The 19,679-nt window shown below is 74.5% G+C and carries 20 protein-coding genes, 1 tRNA gene and 1 other RNA gene; 5 read left to right on the top strand and 17 right to left on the bottom strand.

The features are described from left to right. Positions 1-87: 87 nt before the first annotated feature. Together rnpB and lexA are read right to left on the bottom strand one after the other, a co-directional pair. An RNA gene (gene rnpB, locus SH587_RS06480) (RNase P RNA component class A) lies at positions 88-421 on the bottom strand. A gap of 621 nt (positions 422-1,042) precedes the next feature. Then, a complete protein-coding gene (gene lexA, locus SH587_RS06485; protein ID WP_320669765.1) occupies positions 1,043-1,672 on the bottom strand; it encodes a transcriptional repressor LexA in 630 nt (209 codons plus the stop codon). A 108-nt stretch (positions 1,673-1,780) separates the two neighbouring features. On the opposite strand from lexA, the gene SH587_RS06490 reads away from it, so the two are divergent. Beyond that, a tRNA-Leu gene (locus SH587_RS06490) sits at positions 1,781-1,865 on the top strand. Between the two features lie 85 nt (positions 1,866-1,950). Next, entirely contained in the window at positions 1,951-2,292 is a 342-nt protein-coding gene (locus SH587_RS06495) for a hypothetical protein (protein WP_320669766.1), read from the top strand. Between the two features lie 72 nt (positions 2,293-2,364). Here the strand turns inward: SH587_RS06495 and SH587_RS06500 are convergent, their stop codons facing one another. From SH587_RS06500 to SH587_RS06525, 6 genes are all read right to left on the bottom strand, one after another. Next, entirely contained in the window at positions 2,365-3,399 is a 1,035-nt protein-coding gene (locus SH587_RS06500; protein ID WP_320669767.1) for a sugar ABC transporter substrate-binding protein, read from the bottom strand. Positions 3,400-3,464: 65 nt separating this feature from the next. Next, a complete protein-coding gene (locus tag SH587_RS06505; protein WP_320669768.1) occupies positions 3,465-3,878 on the bottom strand; it encodes a nuclear transport factor 2 family protein in 414 nt (137 codons plus the stop codon). After that, the gene (locus SH587_RS06510) at positions 3,875-5,140 is read right to left on the bottom strand and encodes a styrene monooxygenase/indole monooxygenase family protein (RefSeq protein ID WP_320669769.1); all 1,266 of its coding nucleotides are present in this window, start codon (positions 5,138-5,140) and stop codon (positions 3,875-3,877) included. Before SH587_RS06510 ends, SH587_RS06505 begins: the two co-directional genes overlap by 4 nt. 16 nt (positions 5,141-5,156) lie before the next feature. Continuing rightward, on the bottom strand, positions 5,157-5,561 hold the full coding sequence (locus SH587_RS06515) for a nuclear transport factor 2 family protein (RefSeq protein ID WP_320669770.1): 405 nt from the start codon (positions 5,559-5,561) through the stop codon (positions 5,157-5,159). A 78-nt stretch (positions 5,562-5,639) separates the two neighbouring features. After that, a complete protein-coding gene (locus tag SH587_RS06520) occupies positions 5,640-6,695 on the bottom strand; it encodes a helix-turn-helix transcriptional regulator (protein WP_320669771.1) in 1,056 nt (351 codons plus the stop codon). Between the two features lie 62 nt (positions 6,696-6,757). After that, a complete protein-coding gene (locus SH587_RS06525) occupies positions 6,758-7,231 on the bottom strand; it encodes a flavin reductase family protein (protein WP_320669772.1) in 474 nt (157 codons plus the stop codon). 206 nt (positions 7,232-7,437) lie between these two features. Between SH587_RS06525 and SH587_RS06530 the strand changes: the two genes are divergently transcribed. From SH587_RS06530 to SH587_RS06540, 3 genes are all read left to right on the top strand, one after another. Next, positions 7,438-8,277, top strand: coding sequence for a PaaX family transcriptional regulator (locus tag SH587_RS06530; protein ID WP_320669773.1), 840 nt, complete (start codon positions 7,438-7,440; stop codon positions 8,275-8,277). Between the two features lie 185 nt (positions 8,278-8,462). Further along, positions 8,463-10,628 (top strand): thiamine pyrophosphate-dependent enzyme, encoded by a 2,166-nt coding sequence (locus tag SH587_RS06535; protein ID WP_320669774.1) that lies wholly within the window; start codon positions 8,463-8,465, stop codon positions 10,626-10,628. After that, positions 10,628-12,280, top strand: coding sequence for an indolepyruvate oxidoreductase subunit beta family protein (locus SH587_RS06540; protein ID WP_320669775.1), 1,653 nt, complete (start codon positions 10,628-10,630; stop codon positions 12,278-12,280). The genes SH587_RS06535 and SH587_RS06540 overlap by 1 nt, the downstream gene beginning before the upstream one ends. Positions 12,281-12,334: 54 nt before the next feature. Here the strand turns inward: SH587_RS06540 and SH587_RS06545 are convergent, their stop codons facing one another. From SH587_RS06545 to SH587_RS06585, 9 genes are read right to left on the bottom strand one after another with little or no spacing between them, the layout of a single operon-like run. Next, a complete protein-coding gene (locus SH587_RS06545; protein ID WP_320669776.1) occupies positions 12,335-13,972 on the bottom strand; it encodes a phytoene desaturase family protein in 1,638 nt (545 codons plus the stop codon). Then, the gene (locus SH587_RS06550; RefSeq protein ID WP_320669777.1) at positions 13,962-14,444 is read right to left on the bottom strand and encodes a hypothetical protein; all 483 of its coding nucleotides are present in this window, start codon (positions 14,442-14,444) and stop codon (positions 13,962-13,964) included. Before SH587_RS06550 ends, SH587_RS06545 begins: the two co-directional genes overlap by 11 nt. A 25-nt stretch (positions 14,445-14,469) precedes the next feature. Then, the gene (locus tag SH587_RS06555) at positions 14,470-15,342 is read right to left on the bottom strand and encodes an alpha/beta fold hydrolase (RefSeq protein WP_320669778.1); all 873 of its coding nucleotides are present in this window, start codon (positions 15,340-15,342) and stop codon (positions 14,470-14,472) included. Continuing rightward, entirely contained in the window at positions 15,339-16,091 is a 753-nt protein-coding gene (locus SH587_RS06560) for an SDR family NAD(P)-dependent oxidoreductase (protein ID WP_320669779.1), read from the bottom strand. Before SH587_RS06560 ends, SH587_RS06555 begins: the two co-directional genes overlap by 4 nt. Next, a complete protein-coding gene (locus tag SH587_RS06565) occupies positions 16,082-16,915 on the bottom strand; it encodes an SDR family NAD(P)-dependent oxidoreductase (RefSeq protein ID WP_320669780.1) in 834 nt (277 codons plus the stop codon). The genes SH587_RS06560 and SH587_RS06565 overlap by 10 nt, the downstream gene beginning before the upstream one ends. A gap of 14 nt (positions 16,916-16,929) precedes the next feature. After that, entirely contained in the window at positions 16,930-17,748 is an 819-nt protein-coding gene (locus SH587_RS06570; RefSeq protein WP_320669781.1) for a helix-turn-helix transcriptional regulator, read from the bottom strand. After that, a complete protein-coding gene (locus SH587_RS06575; RefSeq protein WP_320669782.1) occupies positions 17,745-18,149 on the bottom strand; it encodes a carboxymuconolactone decarboxylase family protein in 405 nt (134 codons plus the stop codon). The genes SH587_RS06570 and SH587_RS06575 overlap by 4 nt, the downstream gene beginning before the upstream one ends. Positions 18,150-18,187: 38 nt before the next feature. Next, entirely contained in the window at positions 18,188-18,901 is a 714-nt protein-coding gene (locus SH587_RS06580) for an SDR family NAD(P)-dependent oxidoreductase (RefSeq protein WP_320669783.1), read from the bottom strand. Positions 18,902-18,909: 8 nt separating this feature from the next. Then, positions 18,910-19,623 carry a FadR/GntR family transcriptional regulator gene (locus tag SH587_RS06585; protein WP_320669784.1) on the bottom strand — a complete coding sequence of 238 codons (714 nt, stop codon included), beginning with the start codon at positions 19,621-19,623 and terminating at the stop codon, positions 18,910-18,912. Positions 19,624-19,679: the final 56 nt, after the last annotated feature.

The raw sequence follows: 19,679 nt of genomic DNA on the forward strand, positions 1-19,679 counted from the left end.
CGCGCGCGAGCGGCGGAGGTGACCGTCCGGTGACCGGGGTCGGTGGGGCCACCCCGCACGTAGGAGGGCCCCGCCGAGGCGGGGCCCTCCCGTAGCAGGCCGGTAAGCCGGATTCTGTCGTTGCGCAGCCATCCATCTGTGCGACCTACCTGGACCTCGACGGGCCGCCTGCGAACGGTCCTGCTCGGTCTTGCACCGGGTGGGGTTTACCTGGCCGCCGCGTCACCGCGACGCCGGTGCGCTCTTACCGCACCATTTCAACCTTGCCTGTGCGGGCGGCGAACCGCCCGCCATCGGCGGTGTCATTTCTGTGGCACTTTCCCGCGGGTTTCCCCGGGTCGGCTCCCCGACCACCCTGCCCTGCGGTGTCCGGACTTTCCTCGAACGGGACGAGCCCGCCCGCGGCTGCGTGGCCTGCGGCGTGAACGGTACCGCGCCGACGGTGGAGGCAGACGGTTGGGTGGGGATGGTGTGGGTGTGGGTGACGGTCCGGGGCCACGCGGGCCGGTGCGCCACGAGGGCCGCCGGGGCGGGGGCAACGTCGCACACCCCTTCTCGGGCGGCGCGCCATGTCACGTTCGCCCACACCGGCGGGGGTGAACGTCGCACGCGCGGGTGGGGCCTCGGGGTATGTGACGTTCGCCCCCTCCCGCGGCCGGGCGCCACGACCCGCCACCACGGGCCACCCATCACCCCGCGCGGGTGGCGGCCCCCGACTACCCCAACGCCGTGCCGCAGTCCCCGCAGGCTCCCCCGGCGACGTGGCGGACGACGACGTCCGCTCCCCGCCCGTTGTGCAGCGGCCGCATCGGGCCGCCGCACAACGGGCAGGGAACGGCACGTCCGACGGACAGGCCCTCCCATGCGCCGACGAGCACCTCGTCGAGCACGCGCCTGCCCTCACGGCGAACGGGGCCGGTCGTCCCCATGGTCGCCGTGCCGGGTTGCGCCGTCGCGCGACCCAAGCTCGTTGCCCGCCGACGGCTCGGCAGGCGCTGCGGCCAACCGTCGGCGACCGCGTCCGGTGCGCCGACGGCCGCCATCAGTGGACCTTCCGCAGCACGCCGACGACCTTGCCGAGCACGCGCGCCTCCCGCGAGCGGATCGGCTCCATGTCGGGGTTCTCCGGCTGCAGGCGGATGTGGTCGCTCTCCCGGAAGAAGCGCTTGACGGTCGCCTCCTCCCCCACCAGCGCGACGACGATCTCGCCGTCGCGGGCGGTCTCCTGGCGGCGGACGACGACCAGGTCGCCGGCGAGGATGCCGGCCCCGATCATCGACTCGCCGCGCACCCGGAGCAGGTACTCGCCCTCCTCGCCTCCCGCGAGGTCGGGCACGGGCACGTGCTCCTCCACCTGCTCCTCGGCCACGATCGGCGCACCAGCCGCGACCTGGCCCAGCAGCGGCAGCCGTCGGGAGTGCCCGACGGCCCCGCGCACGCCCTCGACCGCCGACTCCAGCGCCCGGTCGAGCAGCTCGATCGCACGCGGCTTCGACGGGTCGCGACGGAGCAGGCCGAGCTTCTCCAGGTTCGCCAGGTGCGCGTGCACCGTGGACGAGCTGGCGAGGCCGACCGCCTTGCCGATGTCGCGTACCGTCGGGGGGTACCCGTTGCTCGACGTGTACTTCCGGATGAAGTCGAAGATCTCTTGCTGGCGCTTCGTGAGGTCCATGCCTGGGGCTCCGCTCTACCGAACGTGTGTTCGCAACGCTACCGGGCCGGCCGGCGGACTGCAACCAGACCTCGCCACGGACGCCGAACGGCTACACTCCGCCGTCCTGCGCCGGTGGCGGAATTGGTAGACGCGCAAGGTTGAGGGCCTTGTGGGGGATAACCCCGTGGAGGTTCGAGTCCTCTCCGGCGCATACGCAGGAACTCCGAGAAGTCCACGTGTCGCAGACCGTGGACTTCTCTCGTTCCGGGACCGCCGGCCGGTCCCGCGATCACCCCGTGGACGCCCTCCGTCGCCCCCTCTCCCCCGCCGCCGCCCACTGGCTGGCCGTGCTGGCCGGGGCCTTCGTCGTCGTCGCGACCACGGCCGGACGACGGACGTTCGACGGCCCCTGCGTGATCGGCGACGCGATCGGGAGCGGCTGGTGCGCGCCCTTCGAGGACAGCGGCGGCTGGTGGCTGATGGTCGCGGTGCCGGCGCTGCTGACGACCGCGGTGACCCTTCGCTGGCGACGGCCGCTCGCGACCTTCGCGGTCGTCCTGCTGATCGGCGCGATCGAGCTGGCCTACCTGCTGCTGCTCCGCGCGCACGGGGGCAGCGAGATGCTGATCATCAAGTAGGACCGACCGCCACCGCCCCGCCGCCCCGGACGGCGACGGGACGGGGCGGTCGGCGCTCCGCTCCCCGACGGCCTAGCCGCCGATCGTCGCCCGGCGCTTCTCCGGTGCGACCCACCGGTCGACGTTCGACGCGTCCACCGGGTTGCTGGGGATCACCCGGCGGGCCGGCATCGAGGAGGGCGGCTGGCCGTCGCGGAGGACGGGCGCAAGGACGTCGATCGCGGCCGCGCCGGCCTCGAAGGCGTTCTCGTCGTAGGTCAGGGTCAGCGAGCCCCGGCGGACCGCCTCGACGGCATCGACGTCGCCGTTGTTGCCGATCACGATCACGCCCTTGCGATCGCCCGACCAGATCTGCTTGCCGGCACCGGTGACCGCGGCGGCGGCCCCGATCGCGGTCGGGTCGTTGTAGCCCCAGATCGCGTCCACGTCCGGATGCTTGGTCAGCAGGTCCTGGGTGATCGCCTGGCTGCGGTCGGCGCTGTCCTGCATGTTGTCCTGGCGGTCGACGACCGTCAGGCCGGCCGCCTTGGCCGCGTCGACGAAGCAGCTCACCCGCTGCTTCAGCGCCGGCACCGGCGGCGGCCCGATCACCAGCACCGAGGCCTTCGGGGTCCGCTCGGCGATGTAGCGCGCCTCGGCCACGAACGGCTTGCAGGAGGAGGACAGCTCGGTCTCGATCACCGTGTTGGCGCTCTTCGAGGGCGAGTTGAACGTCACCACCGGCATCTGGGCCGCGCGCGCCCGGCCGAGCGCCGCCTCGACCGGCCCCGGGTCGAGCACCCAGGTGGTCAGCGCCTGCACCTTCAGGTTGATGAGGGTGTCGATGTGGCTCACCTGGCGGTCGGGCGAGAGGCCCGCGTCGAGCCCCCGCACGCCCCAGCCCAGCTGCTCGGCCGCGCGCTTCTGGCCCAGCTCCAGCGCCGTCAGGGTCGGGTTCGACAGGTTCGGGCTGACGTGGCCGATCACCACCTTCGGATCGCCGCCACCGCCGTCGCCGCCACCGGCCGTGGCCGTCCCGCCGTCGTCGCTCCCGCACGCCGCCAGCAGCAGCGTGCAGGCCAGCGCCGCCAGCGCCGCCAGCGCCGCACCGCATCTCTTGCGTTCCATCCTCGTCCCTTCCTCCGTCTCCGCTCGGCGCGGGCGCGCCGGGCCTGTCGTCCTGCCTGGGCGCCCTAGCCGTCCCGCCCGCCGAGCGCGTCGGCGATCGACCACGTGTCGCCGACGCTCTCGTGGCGGGTGATCAGGCCGTCGCGGACGACCCACAAGTTGGCCACGGGACCCTCGTAGGTCCGACCCGTCTCGCGGGCCACGCCCACCTGGCGCCCCCACATCAGGACCTCGCCGTCGCCGCCGTCCCAGATCCGGTCGGCGTGGACCTGGAAGCTCGACCAGTAGCGGCCGAAGGCGTCCAGCAGCCCCAGGATCACCTCCCGTCCCCGGCGGACCCCACGGCCCTCGGGGACGAAGTAGCCCTGCGGCTCGACCCACTCGATCTCGGGGTCGAACAGCTCCGCCACCCGCGCGATGTCGCCGCGGTTGAACGACGCGTAGACCTCGGCGGCGACCTCGACCGGCGACGCCGTCATCGGACCGTCTCCGCCTGCGCCTCGGTCTCGGCCGCGGCCTCGCGGATCCCCTCGGCCGAGCCGATCCAGGGGAAGAGCGTCGAGGGGTCGTTGCTGCCCGCGGCCAGCCGGTCGGCGAACGCCGGGCTGGCGGCGGCCGCGTCGAACAGCCCGCCCAGGTGCGGCGGCGGGTTCAGCAGCAGGTTGGTGAAGGCGGTCGGATGCTCCGCCACCCGCCAGCAGCGGTCGGCGACCGCGCCCACCCAGCCCTGGTCGAGCGGCCCGTCGCCGCGCTCGGCGACCGCCCGCCGGACGACGTCGGCCGCCTTCGCGGCGCTGTTCGAGCCCTGCCCGACCAGCGGGTCGTTCTGGACCACCAGGTCGCCGAGGCCGAGGATCGGGCGCCCGGACGGCAGCCGTCCAGCGGCGTGGCGGACGGCCGGCGTCAGCGCGCCCTTCAGCGTCCCGCCGGCGTCGGTCAGGCGGACGTCGTCGGTCCACCGCTCGGCCTCCCACGGCATGAACCGCTCGAGCAGCCCGCGCGAGGTCTCCAGCCAGCGCGCCTCGTCGTCGAGCGGGACCTCGTCGAAGCGGTCCATCGGCCCGCCGAACAGCGCCTCGAAGCAGATCGTGAAGCAGGGTCCGTCGACGGTCAGCGCCGGGCCGACGAAGCACTCGCCGACGCCCGGCACGATGTTGATCGAGAAGTACGAGCTGTCGAGCGGCGCGTAGCCGCGCAGGTAGGCGACCGCCAGGTTGCGCTGCGGCCGGTCGTAGGGCGACCGTGCCGGGTCACGCGGGAAGACCCGGTCGAGCAGCTCGCCGAAGCCGCGCTTGCCGGCGGCGAGCACCACCAGGTCGTGCTCCTCGGCCAGGCCGTCGAGGTCCTCCGGCTCCAGCGACTCGATCAGGACCCGGCCGCCGCGCTCCTCCAGCAGCTCCAGCCAGGCGGCCATCTTGCGCCGCTGGTCGACCGACTGCGCGGGCGCCGCCAGCCGGCCGCCGAACTGCAGCGCCAGGCCGCCGTCGGGCTCGCCGACGCTGTAGCGGATGCCCCGGATCTGGGGCGTCTCCTCCGGCCACAGGTCGAGGCCCAGCTCGCGCTCCAGGGCCAGCGACGAGTCGAACATGCACTGGGTCGACAGCACCCGGCCGCCGCGCAGCGCGTCGCTGTCGCGGTCGGTGATCAGGGTGACGTCGACGCCGTCGGCGACGAGGCCGTGGGCCAGCTGCAGGCCGGCCTGGCCGCCGCCGACGATCGCGATCCGCTTGCTGCGGGACATCTCAGCGCTCCGTCGCTCAGGCCGCGGGCATGCCGCCGAGGGCCTTCCACATCAAGGCGGTGTCGGAGAACGCCTCGAACGAGACCGCCTTGCCGTCGCGGACCAGCCAGACGTTGGCGAACCGCCCGCGGTACGAGCGGCCGGTCTCGCGCGCGGTCCCGTGCTGGCCGCCGAGCACCACGACGTGGTCGCCGGCCTCGAGGAAGGTCTCCGGCTCGAGCACGTTCTCGGTCCAGCGCTCGGGATAGGCGGCCAGCGTCCGCTCGACCTCCGCCAACCCGCGCACGCCACCGGGCGAGACCCAGTAGCCGGCCGGCTCGATCCACGCGATGTCCTCGTCGAGCAGGCCGAAGACCCGCTCCATGTCGCCGCCCTCGAACGCGGCGTAGATCTCGCGGACGACGTCGATGCTCTTGGTCATGCGGCGGAGCTTCGTCCGGCGGAGAACGCCCGGACAAGCCCTCGCACGAGGTCTCTTGGCTCTCCCTCGAACGAGGGGTCAGGGGCCGGCGGGGTGCCCGTCGGTCAGCACCATCCGGGTCAGCTCGACCCGCGAGCGGACCCCGACCTTTCGGTAGATCGCCTTCAGGTACTGCTTGACCGTGTAGACGCTCAGCGACAGCTCGCCGGCGATCTCGGCGTCGGTCCGGCCGGTGGCGACGAGCTGCGCCACCTGCCGCTCGCGGACGGTCAGCGCCGCCCAGGTCGGGGCCGTCAGCCGCGGCGCGGCGCCGGCGGAGGAGAGCACGGTGACCGTCCCCCCGCCCTCGCGCTCGCTGGTCCGCGAGCTGGCGCGGATCGTGCCCTCGCCGCCGTCGCGCCAGCGGACCGGGACCTCGCGCACGAACGCCCGCTCGCCGGGGCTGGTGCGGGCGGTCAGGGCGTAGACCAGGTCGCGGCCCTCGACGGTCCGGTCGAGCAGCCGCTCGGCCGCCGGGTTGCAGCGGACCTCGTCGCCGGGATCGTCGATCAGCACGATCGCCGTGGCGGTCAGCTCGAGTGCGGCCAGCGCCTGGTCGTGGCGGTGGCTCAGCCGTTCGTCGCGGCGGACCCCGGCCAGGGCCAGGCTGAAGGCGCTGGCGGTGTACTCGATCAGCTGCAGCTCGGCCCCGGTCAGGGTCGGCCGCGACTCGGCGCTGCCGAAGGCGAGCGTGCCGACCAGCTCGCCGTCGACCACCACCGGCGCCTGGACCGCGTGGACCATGTGGTGGATCGAGAAGACCTCGCGGTAGACGCGCGAGGCCATCCAGTCGCCGGGCGAGCGGCCGTCGAGGCTGTAGGCGACCCGCCGCTGCTGGGTCAGCCAGGCGATGTTCGGGTCCTCGTCGCGGCCGACCCGCTCGTAGCGGGCCAGGAAGACGTCGCTGACGTTGGTCGCGGCGTAGCGCTCGACGGCCCGGGTCCGCGGGTCGAAGAGGTAGACCCCCCGCATCGGCAGCGCGGCGACCGCCGCCGGCCGCTCCAGGTAGACCCGTTCGAGGTCGGCGACCGACGTCGCCGACGCGAGCTCCTGCGTCAGCTCGACCAGTCCGAGCACGGCCTCGTGGCTTGCCATGCCGCAGTCTAGACCGCTGCCGTGTCGACGTTCCACCCCCAAGCGGACGCCGTAGGCGCGCGCTAGCCGCGGACTGCGGCGAAGGCGCCCTGGTGGAAGACCAGCGGAGCGCCGTCGCGGCTCTCGAAGTCGACCACGCGGCCGATCGCGACGTCGTGGTCGCCGGCGGCCACCAGCTGCTCCAGCTCGCAGCGCAGGACCGCCAGCGCGCCGGCCACCGGCAGCTGCCCGCCGGCCTCCTCGACGTGCTCGCCGGGGAACGGCGAGCCGGGACGGGCGAAGGCCAGCGCCACGTCCTGCTGGCTGGCCTCCAGGACGCTGACGGCGAAGCTCCCGGCCCGCCGCACGACGTCGAGCGTGCGAGTGCCGTGGGCCAGGCAGACGCAGACCAGCAGCGGGTCGAGCGAGACCGACGTGAAGGCGTTGAGGGTCATCCCCGCCCGCTCGTCGTCGGCCCGCGCGGTGACCACGGTCACCCCGGTGGCGAACGCGCCGACGCAGCGGCGGTACGCGATCCGGCGGTCGGCGTCGGTCATCGTCGCTCCTCTCGTGGCAGGCACGGGTCGCAGCGTGGCCGCCGCGCCGACCGGCCGGCAAGCCCTCGGAGGGAGGGATCGGCGACTCCCTCGTTCGAGGAGGACCGCCACGAGAGACGACATCGCAGCGGGCTGCATAGCAGATGGTTCGGCCGATCGCCGATCCAGCCGTCCGTGGCTCTAGTCTGCGCGCGGGACGAATCGCGATGACGCCACTGCCGCTCCAGCCCCAGGACCTGATCCTCACCATCCTCGGCGCGCACCTGCGCGATCCGCGGGCGACCGTCTGGTCGGGCGGCGCGGTCGAGCTGCTGACCGAGCTGGGCTTCTCGACCGAGGCGGCGCGGGCGGCGCTGGCGCGGCTGGTCACGCGCGGGCTGCTGGCCCGCCACAAGCAGGGCCGGCTGGCCTTCTACGCGCTGACCACCCGCGCCGAGGAGCTGCTGAGCGACGGCGACCGGCGGATCTTCAGCTTCGGCCGCACGACCCCGGCCAGCGAGGCCTGGACGATCGTCTGGCACGCGATGCCGGAGAGCGAGCGGGTGGCGCGCTCGCGGCTGGCGTCGCGGCTGCGGTTCCTCGGCTTCGGCTCGGTCCAGGACAGCACCTGGGTCGCCGCCCGCGACCGCGAGCCGGAGGCGACCGCGCTGCTGCGGGCGCTGCGGATCGACGCCTTCGCCTCGGTCTTCGTCGGCCGGCTCTCGCGCGACCTCGCCCCCGCGACGCTCGTCGCCCAGGCCTGGGACCTGGCGGCCGTGGCCGAGCAGTACCGGGCCTTCGCCGACGCCTACGGACCCTACGAGACCGCGGCCCAGCAGGCCGCCCTCGACCCGCGCGAGGCGTTCCATACCCGCACGGTGATGCTCCACCGGTTCCGGATCTTCCCCGCGCTCGACCCCGAGCTCCCGCGCGAGATCGACGAGCTGCGGGAGCTGCGCGAGCGGGCGGTGGCGCTCTTCGACGCGCTCTACGGCGGTCTCGCCGACGCCGCCGACGAGCACTTCCGCAGCGTCGCCCAGCGCGAGCAGCTGCTGCTCGACCGCTGACCGGAGGGCTTCGCTAGACATAGGAGCGCGCTCCCGTGTAGACAAAGAAGGGCGGCATCGCTACCCTTGGACCAAGGCCCGTGCCGACCGCCGTCGTGCCCGGGCCGAGAGAGCGTTCGGGTCCGCGTTGGCGCAGCAAGTGCCATCCGGGCCGAGGTCCCAGAGCACGAGGGAACGAAGAGGAGATGGCCGAGCGATCCTTCACCGCCGAGGTCCAGCAGTTGCGCCACGGCGCCGGCACCGAGCTGCACGTCGAGGGCATCCTGGCGGTGACCAAGGCCCTGCTCCAGTCCGGCGTCGCGTACGTCGGCGGGTACCAGGGCGCCCCGATCTCCCACCTGATGGACGTGCTCGGCGACGCGCGCGAGATCCTCGACGAGCTGGGCGTCTACTTCGAGAACAGCGCCTCCGAGGCGACCGCCGCCGCGATGCTCGCGGCCTCGGTCCACTACCCGCTGCGCGGCGCCGTCACCTTCAAGTCGACGGTCGGCCTGAACGTCGCCTCCGACGCCCTGGCCAACCTGGCCAGCGGCGGCGTCAAGGGCGGCGCGCTGGTGATCCTCGGCGAGGACTACGGCGAGGGCTCCAGCATCATGCAGGAGCGCTCGCACGCGTTCGCGATGAAGTCCCAGATGTGGCTGCTCGACCCGCGGCCGAACATCTCGGCGATCGTCGACGCGGTCGAGGCCGGCTTCGAGCTGTCGGAGGCCAGCAACACCCCGGTGATGCTCGACCTGCGGCTGCGCTCCTGCCACCTGCACGGCTCGTTCACCGCCAAGGACAACCAGCGTCCGCCGATGACGGTCAAGGACGCGATCGAGCACCCGACCCGCGACGTCAGCCGCGTGGTGCTGCCGCCGGCGAGCTTCCTGCACGAGCAGGAGAAGATCAACGACCGCTGGCCGGCCGCGATCCGCTTCATCAAGGAGCGGGGCCTGAACGAGGTGATCAACGACGGCGCGGCCGACATCGGGATCATCACCCAGGGCGGGCTCTACAACACCCTCAACCGCTCGATGGAGCTGCTCGGCTGCTCCGACCCGTTCGGCAACACCGAGGTCCCGCTCTACGTCATGAACGTGACGTACCCGGTGGTCGACGACGAGATCATCGAGTTCTGCTCCGGCAAGCGCGCGGTGCTGCTGCTGGAGGAGGGCCAGCCGGACTACCTCGAGCAGAACCTCAACGCGATCCTGCGCCGGGCCGGCGTCGACACGGCGCTCCACGGCAAGGACCTGCTGCCGGTCGCCGGCGAGTACACCTCGGCCGCCATGACCAAGGGCATCGCCGGCTTCCTGAAGCAGTACCGGCCCGACCTGATCGTCCACGAGCCGTCGCTGCTGCGCGACCGCGACGACCCGGCCAGCCCGTTCGCGGCCCCGGTCGATCCGGCCGCCGTCCTCCCCCGGCCCCCCGGTCTCTGCACCGGCTGCCCCGAGCGGCCGATCTTCAGCGGCATGAAGCTGGCCGAGCGCGAGACCGGCCAGCACCACGTCAGCGCCGACATCGGCTGCCACCTGTTCGCGATCAACGCGCCCTTCGACCTCGGCGCGACGACGATGGGCTACGGGCTCGGCTCGGCCGGCGCCTCGGCCCTCAACGCCGCCGGCGCCGACCGCTCGACGGTCGCGATCATGGGCGACGGCGGGTTCTGGCACAACGGCCTCACCAGCGGCGTCGGCAACGCGGTCTTCAACAAGAACGACCAGGTGCTGGTGGTCGTCGACAACGACTACAGCGCCGCGACCGGCGGCCAGGACGTGCTCTCGTCGCACGCCGACACGCCGTTGCGCTCGACCCAGCACCCGATCGAGAAGGCGGTCCGCGGGATCGGCGTCGAGTGGGCGAAGACGATCGACAACACGTTCGACGTGACCGAAGTCCGCGACACCTTCGTCGAGGCGTTCGAGGCCAAGGACGCCGGCCCGAAGGTGCTCGTGATGCAGAGCGAGTGCCAGCTGAACCGCCAGCGGCGCGTGAAGCCCGAGATGCGCAAGGCGCTGAAGGAGGGCAAGCGGGTGGTCCGCGAGCGGTTCGGCGTCGACGCCGAGACCTGCACCGGCGACCACGCCTGCATCCGGATCTCCGGCTGCCCCTCGCTCTCGATCGCGTCGAACCCCGACCCGATGCGGACCGACCCGGTGGCGAAGGTGCTCGACAGCTGCGTCGGCTGCGGCGTCTGCGGCAACAACGCCCACGCCGCCGTCCTCTGCCCCTCGTTCTACCGGACCGACGTGGTCCACAACCCGACCCCGCGCGACAAGGCGCTGGTGCGGGTCCGCTCGTGGTGGATGCGGGCGATGTCCCGCGGCCTCGAGCGCCGCGCCGCCCGCTACGAGCTGGCCGCCTGATGTCGAGCTGGTCGGAGGGACGGCGTCCGCTGACGCTGGCGATCCTCGCCCTCGGCGGCGAGGGCGGCGGCGTGCTGGCGGACTGGATCGTGTCGGTCGCCGAGGGCAACGGCTGGTACGCGCAGAACACCTCGGTCGCCGGCGTCGCCCAGCGGACCGGCGCGACCGTCTACTACGTCGAGATGTTCCCGCCCGCCGCGGGTGGGGACGCCACCGGCGGCGTCCGCCCCGAGCCGGTGATGAGCATCTTCCCGACCCCGGGCGAGGTCGACGTGGTCGTCGCCTCGGAGCTGATGGAGAGCGGCCGCGCGATCCAGCGCGGCTTCTCGACCGCCGACCGCACGACGCTGATCACGTCGACCAGCCGCGTCTACTCGATCGACGAGAAGATGGCGATGGGCGACGGCCGCGTCGACGACGCCGAGCTGCTGGCCGCCGCCGCGCGCGGCTCGAAGCGGCTGGTGGCCGCCGACTTCATGCAGATGGCCGAGGACGCCGGCAGCGTGATCAGCGCCTCGCTCTTCGGCGCCGTCGCCGGCTCGGGCGCGCTGCCCTTCAGCCGCGAGGCGTTCGAGGCCCCGATCCGGGCCTTCGGCAAGGGCGTCGAGTCGTCGCTGGCCGCGTTCGCCGCCGGCTACGACGAGGCGACCGCGCCACCGCCCGCCCCCGCCGCCGCGCCGGTCGAGCTGCCGATGAGCGGCTGGGCCAGCGGCAGCGGGACGACGGCCGACGCCGGTCCCGCGCGGCCGTCGCGCGCGCTCGAGGCCCGCAAGCAGCACCGCGAGGAGGAGCGGCGGCGGATCGCCGCCGACGATCCCGCGTCGCTGGTCGGTCCCGGCCTGCGGCCGCTGGCCGAGCGGGTCCGCGAGCTGCCCGAGGCGTCGCGCTCGATGGTCCTCCACGGCCTGGTCCGGACTGCGGTCTACCAGGACGCGTCCTACGCCGAGCGCTACCTGGAGCGGGTCGGGCGGTTCGCCGCCGCCGATCCGGAGCGCGACGGCGACGCGCGGCTGACCCGCGAGGCGGCCCGTCACGTGGCGCTCTGGATGTGCTTCCAGGACATCATCCAGGTCGCCCAGCAGAAGACCCGGCGGGCGCGGATGGACCGGATCCGCAAGGAGGCCAAGGCCAAGCCCGACCAGCTGCTGCAGGTCCACGAGTACCTGCACCCGCAGTTCGACGAGCTGACCGACTCGATGCCGTCGGGGCTGGCCAAGCGGGTCCGCAAGTCGCGGATCGTGCGCCGGATCGTCCAGGCGGTGACCCGCCAGGGGATGATCCTCAACACCACCTCGGTGCTCGGCTACACCCAGCTGTCGCTGCTGGCCCGGATGCGGCCGCTGCGCCCGCGGACGCTGCGCTTCGAGCGCGAGCAGCAGGCGATCGACCGCTGGATGGACCTGGCCCTCGGCGCCGCCCCGCTCGACCCCGAGCTGGCGCGCGAGATCGTCGAGTGCCAGGGCGTCCTGAAGGGCTACGGCGCCACCTACGAGCACGGCAGCGAGAGCTTCGCGAAGCTGATGGAGGCCGCCGCCGAGCTGACCGGCCAGGCCGGCGCCGCCGAGCGGCTGGCCGAGCTGCGCGCCGCCGCGCTGGCCGACGAGCACGGCCGCGAGCTCGAGGCCAAGCTGCCGAAGGCGCCGGCGCACTGAGCGCCGGCGCCGGGTTCCCGGCTCGCGTGGCGGTTGGCCCCCGGACGCCGGGGGTCAACCGCCACGCGAGCTGAGGGGGCGCCGCAGCCGCGCCCGCAGCCGCTCGCGCGGGCTCGGCGCCAGCAGCGCCTGGGCCACGATCCGGCCCGAGGCCGCGTTCAGGCCCGGCCCCGGGTAGGTGCTCGCGCCGCACTGGTAGAGGCCGCCGACCGGCGTCGCGTGCGAGCCGAAGCTCGGCAGCGGCCGCCACAGGTACGACTGGTCGAGGTCGGTCGCGCCGGCGTAGATGTCGCCGCGGACCAGGTTCGGGTTGCGCCGCTCCAGCTCGCGCGGGCTGAGGATCGCGCGACCGACGATCGACTGCTCCAGGCCCTCGATGTGCGCGCCCAGCCGCTCGACGATCCGGTCGGCGTAGGCCGCCTCCAGCTCCGGCGTCCAGCGGCCGTCGCCGACGTCGATCGTGCCGGCGGCGTCGCCGGTCGGCCGGTAGGGCACCTCCTGCAGCTGGATCCAGATGATCGCGCCGCCCTCGGGCGCGCGGCTCGGGTCGATCACCGTCGGCTGGCCGCAGACGATCGTCGGCTCGGCCGGCAGCAGCCCCAGCGCCGCGTCGGTGCAGGCGCGGGTGACCCCGTCGACCCCCGACGTCAGGTGGATCAGCGGCGCCTCGGCCAGCCGGGCGTCGCCGCGCCAGCGGGGCGGGGCGTCGAGCGCCAGGTGGATCTGGGTCCCCGCCCGGCGGCCGTAGCGGAAGCAGGCCGCCTCGGCGGTCGCCTGCGGCGGGGCGCTGCCGGTCGGCAGCAGCGCGCCGTAGAGCTGGGTCGGCGTGACGTTGGCGATCACGGCCCGGCGGGCGGCGATCTCCTCGCCCCCGGCCCGGACGGCGACCGCACGACCGCCGCGGACGACGATCGACTCGACCGGGGTGCCGGTGCGGACGCTGCCGCCGTGCGACTCGATCAGGCCGACGAAGGCGTCGACGAAGCCGACCGAGCCGCCGCGGACGACCGGCAGGCCGCCGGCGTGGAGGCCGCCGGCCAGCGCCAGCAGCGAGAACGCGCCGCCGGCGTCGTCCGGGGTCAGGCCGGTGTGCAGGCCCCACGGCGCCAGCAGGTCGCCGACCGCCCGGCCCTCGAAGGTCGACTCCAGCCACGAGCGCGAGCTGGCGGCGACCCGGGCCCCGAGCGCGGTGAACGCCCGCCCGCCCATCGCCCGCCGCAGCCCGGCCGCCTGGCGCAGCGCGCCGAGGCCGTGCAGCTCGACCCCGAGCAGGCCGCCGATCGACTCGATGTGCTGGCCGAGGTCGGCCAGCTCGGCCAGGTAGGCCGCGCCGTCGCGGTCGCCGAAGCCGGCCGCGGTCCGCTCCGGGTCGCGGTGGCCGACCACGGCGCTGCCGTCGGGCAGCACGCTGGCGGTGACCGCGTCGTCGGCGTTGACGTAGTCGAGCCCCTGGGCCCGCAGCTCGTCGCCCAGCTCGGCCCACGCCGCCGACCCCTGGAACAGCGGGTGCCAGCTGGAGAAGGTGTCGTGGCGGTAGCCGGGCGCGGTCAGCTCCTCGGTGGCGACGGCGCCGCCGGCGCGGTCGGCCTGCTCCAGGACCTCGACCGACCAGCCGGCGCGGGCCAGGTAGGCGGCGGCGACCAGCCCGTTGTGGCCGCTGCCGACGATGACGGCGTCGACCTCACGCGCCATGGTCGCCCTCCCCCGCGCCGCGACCGACGGCCAGCGCGCTGCTCGAGTCGAGCCGGCCGCGGATCAGGTGGACCTCGGTCTGGAACGCGTGGTACGTGCGGGCCCAGCTGTCGGGCCGCTCGTCGCGGGTCCGCCAGACGGTCAGGGTGATCACCGATCCGCCCTCCTCGTGGCCGAGCTCGTGGCGGTCGACCACCCGCGCCTCGACCACCCGCCGCAGCTCGGTCGGCGTCGGGCCGACGGCGTAGTCGACCATCCGCAGCTCGGGGTGGCCGCTGACGCGGACGTACAGGTCGCTGCCGTCCCACAGCGACGTGCCGCGGTAGACGTCCCCCTCGACGTGCTCGCGGTCCCAGCTGCCGAGCGCCCAGTGGGTCTGGAGCCGGCCGGAGGACATGAACGCGAAGGCGTCGTCCGGCGACGCGTCGACGGCGATGCTGGCGGTGTGGGCGTAGGGGTCGTTCGGGGGCACGTCGGCTCCGGGGTCGGGGTCGGGATCAGCGGGTGAGCGGATGGGCGTCGAGGAACCGGACCGCGGCGGCCGCGGCCTCGGCGGGCCGCTGGGCCAGCACGTAGGCCGGGTGGGCGTCGGGGATCGTCGCCAGCTCGAAGCGCGCGATCCGCTCCCGCATCAGGGTCAGCGAGGGGTCGTCCTGCGGCCGCAGCGGGCTGCCGTCCCACGCCCGCGAGCCCTGCAGCACGCAGGTCGGGGCGGCGATCGCCGACAGCTCGTCGCGGACGTCGGCGCGGGTCAGGCAGTAGCCGACCGTCGCGTCGACCGTCTCGGGGTGCAGGACCTCCTCGACGTTGCGCGCCTCCCAGACGCCGAACCACGGCAGGTCGGAGACGTCGAAGACGTTGGCCAGCACCCGCGCGCCGAAGCCGGTGGTCCCGAAGTTGCGCGTGATCGCGCCGTAGACCTCCCAGATCTTCGGGTAGGCCTTCGCCTCGTCCCCGGCCCAGACATCGCTGTAGGTCAACAGCGCGCCGACCCGCTCGGGGTGGACGGCCGCGAAGCGGTGGGCGATGTAGCTGCCGAAGCCGGTCGCCCACAGCTGCACCCGCGGCAGGTCGAGGGCGTCGAGCAGCGCCGCCAGGTCATCGGCCCAGAGCGCCACCGAGTACGGCTCGGCGGTCGGGTCGGGGCGGGCCGAGGCGCCGAGCCCGCGCGGCTCCCAGGTGATCAGGCGGCGGCCGGCCAGCCCGTCGCGGACGTGGTCGAAGACGAAGTGGCCGGCGGTGAAGCCGCCCAGCAGCACCAGCGGCTCGCCGTCGCCGCCCGTGTCGTGGCACCAGAGCGGCACGCGGGCCGTCTCGACCACCCGTCCCTGCTCGATCGTGGCCCGGTTGCGGAAGGGGTCGATCGTCATGCGTAGCTCCCGTTGATCGTCAGCGCGCCGTCGACGACGACCACCTGGCCGGTCAGGTAGCTCGCTCCCGGCCCGGCGAGGAAGGCGACGACCGCGGCGATCTCGGCCGGGTCGCCGAGCCGCCCGCCGAGCGGGATCCGCCGCCGCCAGCCGGCGACGTCGGCCTCGGGCAGCGACCCGTCGTCGAGCGCCTCCTGGACCATCGGCGTCAGCACGTGGCCGGGCGCGACGGCGTTGACGCGGACCCCGTCCGGCGCCCACTCGACGGCCAGCGTGCGGGTCAGCGAGGCCAGCGCGCCCTTCGAGGCGGCGTAGGCGGCGAGGCCCGGCTGGCCGCGCAGCGACGAGATCGAGGCGACGTTGACGATCGCCCCGCCGCGCTCGCGCAGGTGCGGGTGGGCGGCCTGGCTGCAGGCGAGCGCCCCGCGGGCGTTGACGGCCACGACCCGGTCCCAGGCGTCGTCGGCCAGCGTCGCGGCGTCGTCGATGTGCATCACGCCGGCGTTGTTGACCAGCACGTCGAGCCGGCCCCAGCGCTCGATCACCGCGGCGACGGCGGCCTCGACCTGGGCCCGGTCGGAGACGTCGCAGACGAGCGGGAGCACGCCGTCCTCGGCCGCGCCCGACGACGGGTCGCGGTCGGCGGCGGCGACCTCGTGGCCGCCGTCGCGCAGCGCGCGCACCGTCGCCTGCCCGATCCCGCGGGCGGCGCCGGTGACCAGCGCGACCGGCCGCTCGCTCACTTGCACGTGAAGCCCCCGTCGACCGGCAGCGAGATCCCGGTCACGTAGCGGGCGGCGTCCGAGGCCAGCCACTGGACCGCGGCGGTCACGTCGGGCGGCTCGATGTGGTCGACGCCGGGGAAGATCGTCGAGGCGCCGCAGAGCCGCGAGACCTCCTGGAAGTAGGCCTGGCCGACCTCCATCAGGTGGTCGAGCATCGGCGAGCTGACGACGGTCGGGCAGACCGCGTTGACCGTCACGTCGTGCGGGGCCAACTCCAGCGCCAGCGTCTTGACCTGGCCGACGATCCCGTGCTTGGCCGACTGGTAGTGGACCTGGCCGGGGATCCCGACCAGGCCCGAGGTCGAGCAGATCGTGACGATCCGGCCGCCGCCGTCGCGGCCGGTCATGTGGCGCGCGGCGTGCTTGCTGCAGAGGAACGGCGCCTTCAGGTCGACGTCGACGACTGCGTCCCACTGGGCCTCGGTCAGCTCCCAGCAGCGGCCGCCGGAGATCACGCCGGCGTTGTTGACCAGCACGTCGAGCCGGCCGAAGCGCTCGACGGTCGCGTCGACCATCGCGGCCACGGTCGTCTCGTCGGTCATGTCGCCGGGCAGCCGCAGGACGTCGGCGGCGCCGGCGTCGGTCAGCAGCCGGACCGTCTCGTCGAGGTCGTCGCCGCTGGCCGTCGCGTACGGCACCCCCTCGCCGAGGTCGCGGCCGTCGAGGTCGTTGACCGCGACCTTCGCGCCGGCGCGGGCGAAGCCGAGCGCGATGTCGCGGCCGAGGCCGCGGGCGGCGCCGGTGACGAGCACCGCGTCGCCACCGAAGTCGAACGAGATGGTTCCCATGGTCTGCCTTTCCGTCAGGACGATTCGGCCGACCGTAGCCCCGCCTCCGGGGCCGATCCATGACTCGGACAGGGCATCTTGGGCGGCCCGTCGGCGCCCAGCCAGCGGCGGGTCAGGCCGACCCGCGAGCGGACCTCGAGCTTGCGGTAGACGCTCTTCAGGTGCTGGCGGACGGTGTGCGGGCTGACGTGCAGCGCGCGGCCGATCTCGGCGTCGGTCAGGTCGCCGGCGACCAGCGCGGCGACCTCCGCCTCGCGCGCGGTCAGCCCCGCCGCCGCCAGCAGCCGCGGGTCGACCGGGCCCGCCGCCGGCGCCGGGGCCGGCCGCGCCGCCGCCCGCCGGCGGTGCTCGCGCAGCACGACCGCCAGCGCCTGCGAGACCCGCGTGACCTCGTGCAGCTCGGCGCGGCGGAAGGGCGCCCCGCCCTCGTCGTCGCCGACGTTGACCGTCGCCGTCACCCGTCCGCCGCTGACCGCCGGGGCGATCACCACGTGGGCGAAGCGGTCGAGGTGCGCCGCTCGCCGGTAGACCTCGGTCCGCCGCCAGCGGGCCAGCGGCATCAGGCTCAGGTTGTAGGTGGTGGCGCGGCGCCGCAGGGCGGTCGAGAGCACCGGGTCGATCGCCCGCCCGGCCCGCTCGTAGCTGGTCGCGAAGGCGTCGCTGACGTTCCAGGTCGCCGCGTGGCGGGGCCCGCCGCTGGCGCCGTCGATCAGGTAGACGCCGATCATCGGCCGGTCGAGCAGCCGCCGCAGGATCGCCACGCAGCCGGCCGCCGCCTGGTCGGCGTCGTCGGCCTCCAGCAGCTCGTCGACGATCGCCAGCGTGCTCGTCACCGCTCGGCCTCGGGCGGGTCGCCGATCGGGCCCAGCTCGGCCCGCAGCAGCTCCATCGCGGTCGACGCGCGCGGGTAGCCGACGTAGCCGGCCAGCAGCACGATCACCGCCTCCAGGTCCTCCGGCGTCAGGCCGTTCTCGCCCGCCCACCGCAGGTGCCCGCGCAGCCGCCCCTCGACCCCGCCCTGGGTGACGAGGCTGGAGATCACGATCAGGCTCCGCTCGCGCATCGTCAGCCCGTCGCCGCTCCAGGCGCCGCCGCTGGCGTGCTGGGCCTCCTCGGCCATCCGCGCGCCGAGCATCCCCGCCATGTGGTCGTGGACCTGGTCCTCGGGGACGCCGAACTGGCGGGCGTACATGGCGATGCCGCGGGCGCGGCGATCGGGGGTCGACTCGGTCATGGGGTCTCCGGGGGGAACGGGCGGCGGCGGCGGCGCGCTCAGCGCATCAGCAGGCCGCCGTTGAGGTCGAGGGTCGCGCCGGTCACGAAGCCGGCCTCGTCGGACGCCAGGTAGGCGACCGCGGCGGCCACCTCCTCCGGCCGCCCGAGCCGCCCGACCGGGATCGAGGCGGCGATCTGCGCCTGCCGCTCGGGATCGATCGCGTCCATCACCGGGCCGGTGATCGCGGCCGGCGCGACCGCGTTGACCGTCACGCCGTGGGCCGCCAGCTCGGCGGCCACGACCTTCGTGAGGACGATGATCCCGGCCTTCGAGGCCGCGTAGTGGGCGCCGCCGTTGACGCCGCCGCGCTGGCCGGCGATCGACGAGACGTTGACGATCCGGCCGGCGCCGCGGTCGCGCATGTGCGGCGCCGCGGCCCGGCAGCCGGCGAGCACGCCGCCGAGGTTGACGTCGAGCACGTCGTCCCACTCCGCGCGCTCGATCTCCCAGAACGAGCGGGCGACCGAGCGGGCGGCGTTGTTGACCAGCACGTCGAGCGCGCCGTGCTCGGCGACGGTCGCGTCGACCAGCGCCCGCACCGCCTCCCAGTCGCGGACGTCGAGGACCGCCGCGCGGCCGCCGATCTCGTCGGCCACGACCCGCGCCCGCTCGCCGGCCAGGTCGGCGACGACGACGTGATCGCCGCGGGCGGCCAGCGCGCGGGCGATCGCCTCGCCCGTGCCCTGGGCGGCGCCGGTGACGATCGCCACCCGCCGGCTCACCGCGGGCCGCCCGGGTCGGGGGCGAAGAAGTCGGAGGAGCGGCGCAGGTGGCGGCGCATCGCGTGGGCGGCGGCCGCCGGGTCGCGGCGGTCGACGGCGTCGAGCACCCCGTCGAGCGCGACCACGACGTCGGCCGGGCCGAGCGCGGAGCGGCCGGGACCGAGCCCGCGCAGCGCCTTGACCGTCTCGCGGGTGGCGCGGACGAGGAAGGCGTCGTGGGTGCACTCGGCCAGCAGCCGGTGGAAGCGGAGGTCGAGGTCGAACGCCTCCTCGACGCTCTCCGGCAGCCCCTCCGCCGCCGGCAGCGCCGCGGCCAGGTGGTCGAGCTCGCGGGCGGTCCGGTGGTTGGCGGCGAAGCGGGCGGTCAGCACCTCCTGCGAGCGGCGCAGCTCCAGCAGCGTCGCGTAGTCGGTCCGCTGGCCGGCGCCGCCGCGGGCGGCCGCCCGCCGGTGCTGCTCGCGGGCGACGGCGATCGCGTCGCGGGTCACCCGGTAGCCGCCGTGGCGCCCGCGGGTGACCGACAGCGCGCCGTCGTCGCGGAGCGCGCGGAGGGCGATCTGGGCGGTCGGCGTCGAGACCCCGAACTGCTCGGCGATCACGTCGACCCGCGGCAGGGCGTCGCCGGCGGCGAGCGTCCCGTCCAGGACCAGCTCCTCCAAGCGGGCCCGGAGCTGCTGCGGTGCGGTGAGGACCGGATGCTCGGACAGCACTCTGACTCATACTCTGCACGACAGCGCGCCATAGTGTCAAACATCAAAAATCTTGC

This window comes from Patulibacter defluvii, assembly GCF_034096925.1.
In the GTDB taxonomy this organism is placed as follows: domain Bacteria; phylum Actinomycetota; class Thermoleophilia; order Solirubrobacterales; family Solirubrobacteraceae; genus Patulibacter; species Patulibacter defluvii.

What these genes read in the sequence shown, in the direction of transcription:
- SH587_RS06510 (WP_320669769.1), bottom strand. Translation starts at nt 5,140, where the DNA reads ATGTCCCGCAGCAAGCGGATCGCGATCGTCGGCGGCGGCCAGGCCGGC.
- SH587_RS06520 (WP_320669771.1), bottom strand. Translation starts at nt 6,695, where the DNA reads ATGGCAAGCCACGAGGCCGTGCTCGGACTGGTCGAGCTGACGCAGGAG.
- SH587_RS06525 (WP_320669772.1), bottom strand. Translation starts at nt 7,231, where the DNA reads ATGACCGACGCCGACCGCCGGATCGCGTACCGCCGCTGCGTCGGCGCG.
- SH587_RS06575 (WP_320669782.1), bottom strand. Translation starts at nt 18,149, where the DNA reads ATGACCGAGTCGACCCCCGATCGCCGCGCCCGCGGCATCGCCATGTAC.
- lexA (WP_320669765.1), bottom strand. Translation starts at nt 1,672, where the DNA reads ATGGACCTCACGAAGCGCCAGCAAGAGATCTTCGACTTCATCCGGAAG.
- SH587_RS06500 (WP_320669767.1), bottom strand. Translation starts at nt 3,399, where the DNA reads ATGGAACGCAAGAGATGCGGTGCGGCGCTGGCGGCGCTGGCGGCGCTG.
- SH587_RS06530 (WP_320669773.1), top strand. Translation starts at nt 7,438, where the DNA reads ATGACGCCACTGCCGCTCCAGCCCCAGGACCTGATCCTCACCATCCTC.
- SH587_RS06535 (WP_320669774.1), top strand. Translation starts at nt 8,463, where the DNA reads ATGGCCGAGCGATCCTTCACCGCCGAGGTCCAGCAGTTGCGCCACGGC.
- SH587_RS06555 (WP_320669778.1), bottom strand. Translation starts at nt 15,342, where the DNA reads ATGACGATCGACCCCTTCCGCAACCGGGCCACGATCGAGCAGGGACGG.
- SH587_RS06565 (WP_320669780.1), bottom strand. Translation starts at nt 16,915, where the DNA reads ATGGGAACCATCTCGTTCGACTTCGGTGGCGACGCGGTGCTCGTCACC.
- SH587_RS06545 (WP_320669776.1), bottom strand. Translation starts at nt 13,972, where the DNA reads ATGGCGCGTGAGGTCGACGCCGTCATCGTCGGCAGCGGCCACAACGGG.
- SH587_RS06515 (WP_320669770.1), bottom strand. Translation starts at nt 5,561, where the DNA reads ATGACCAAGAGCATCGACGTCGTCCGCGAGATCTACGCCGCGTTCGAG.
- SH587_RS06505 (WP_320669768.1), bottom strand. Translation starts at nt 3,878, where the DNA reads ATGACGGCGTCGCCGGTCGAGGTCGCCGCCGAGGTCTACGCGTCGTTC.
- SH587_RS06540 (WP_320669775.1), top strand. Translation starts at nt 10,628, where the DNA reads ATGTCGAGCTGGTCGGAGGGACGGCGTCCGCTGACGCTGGCGATCCTC.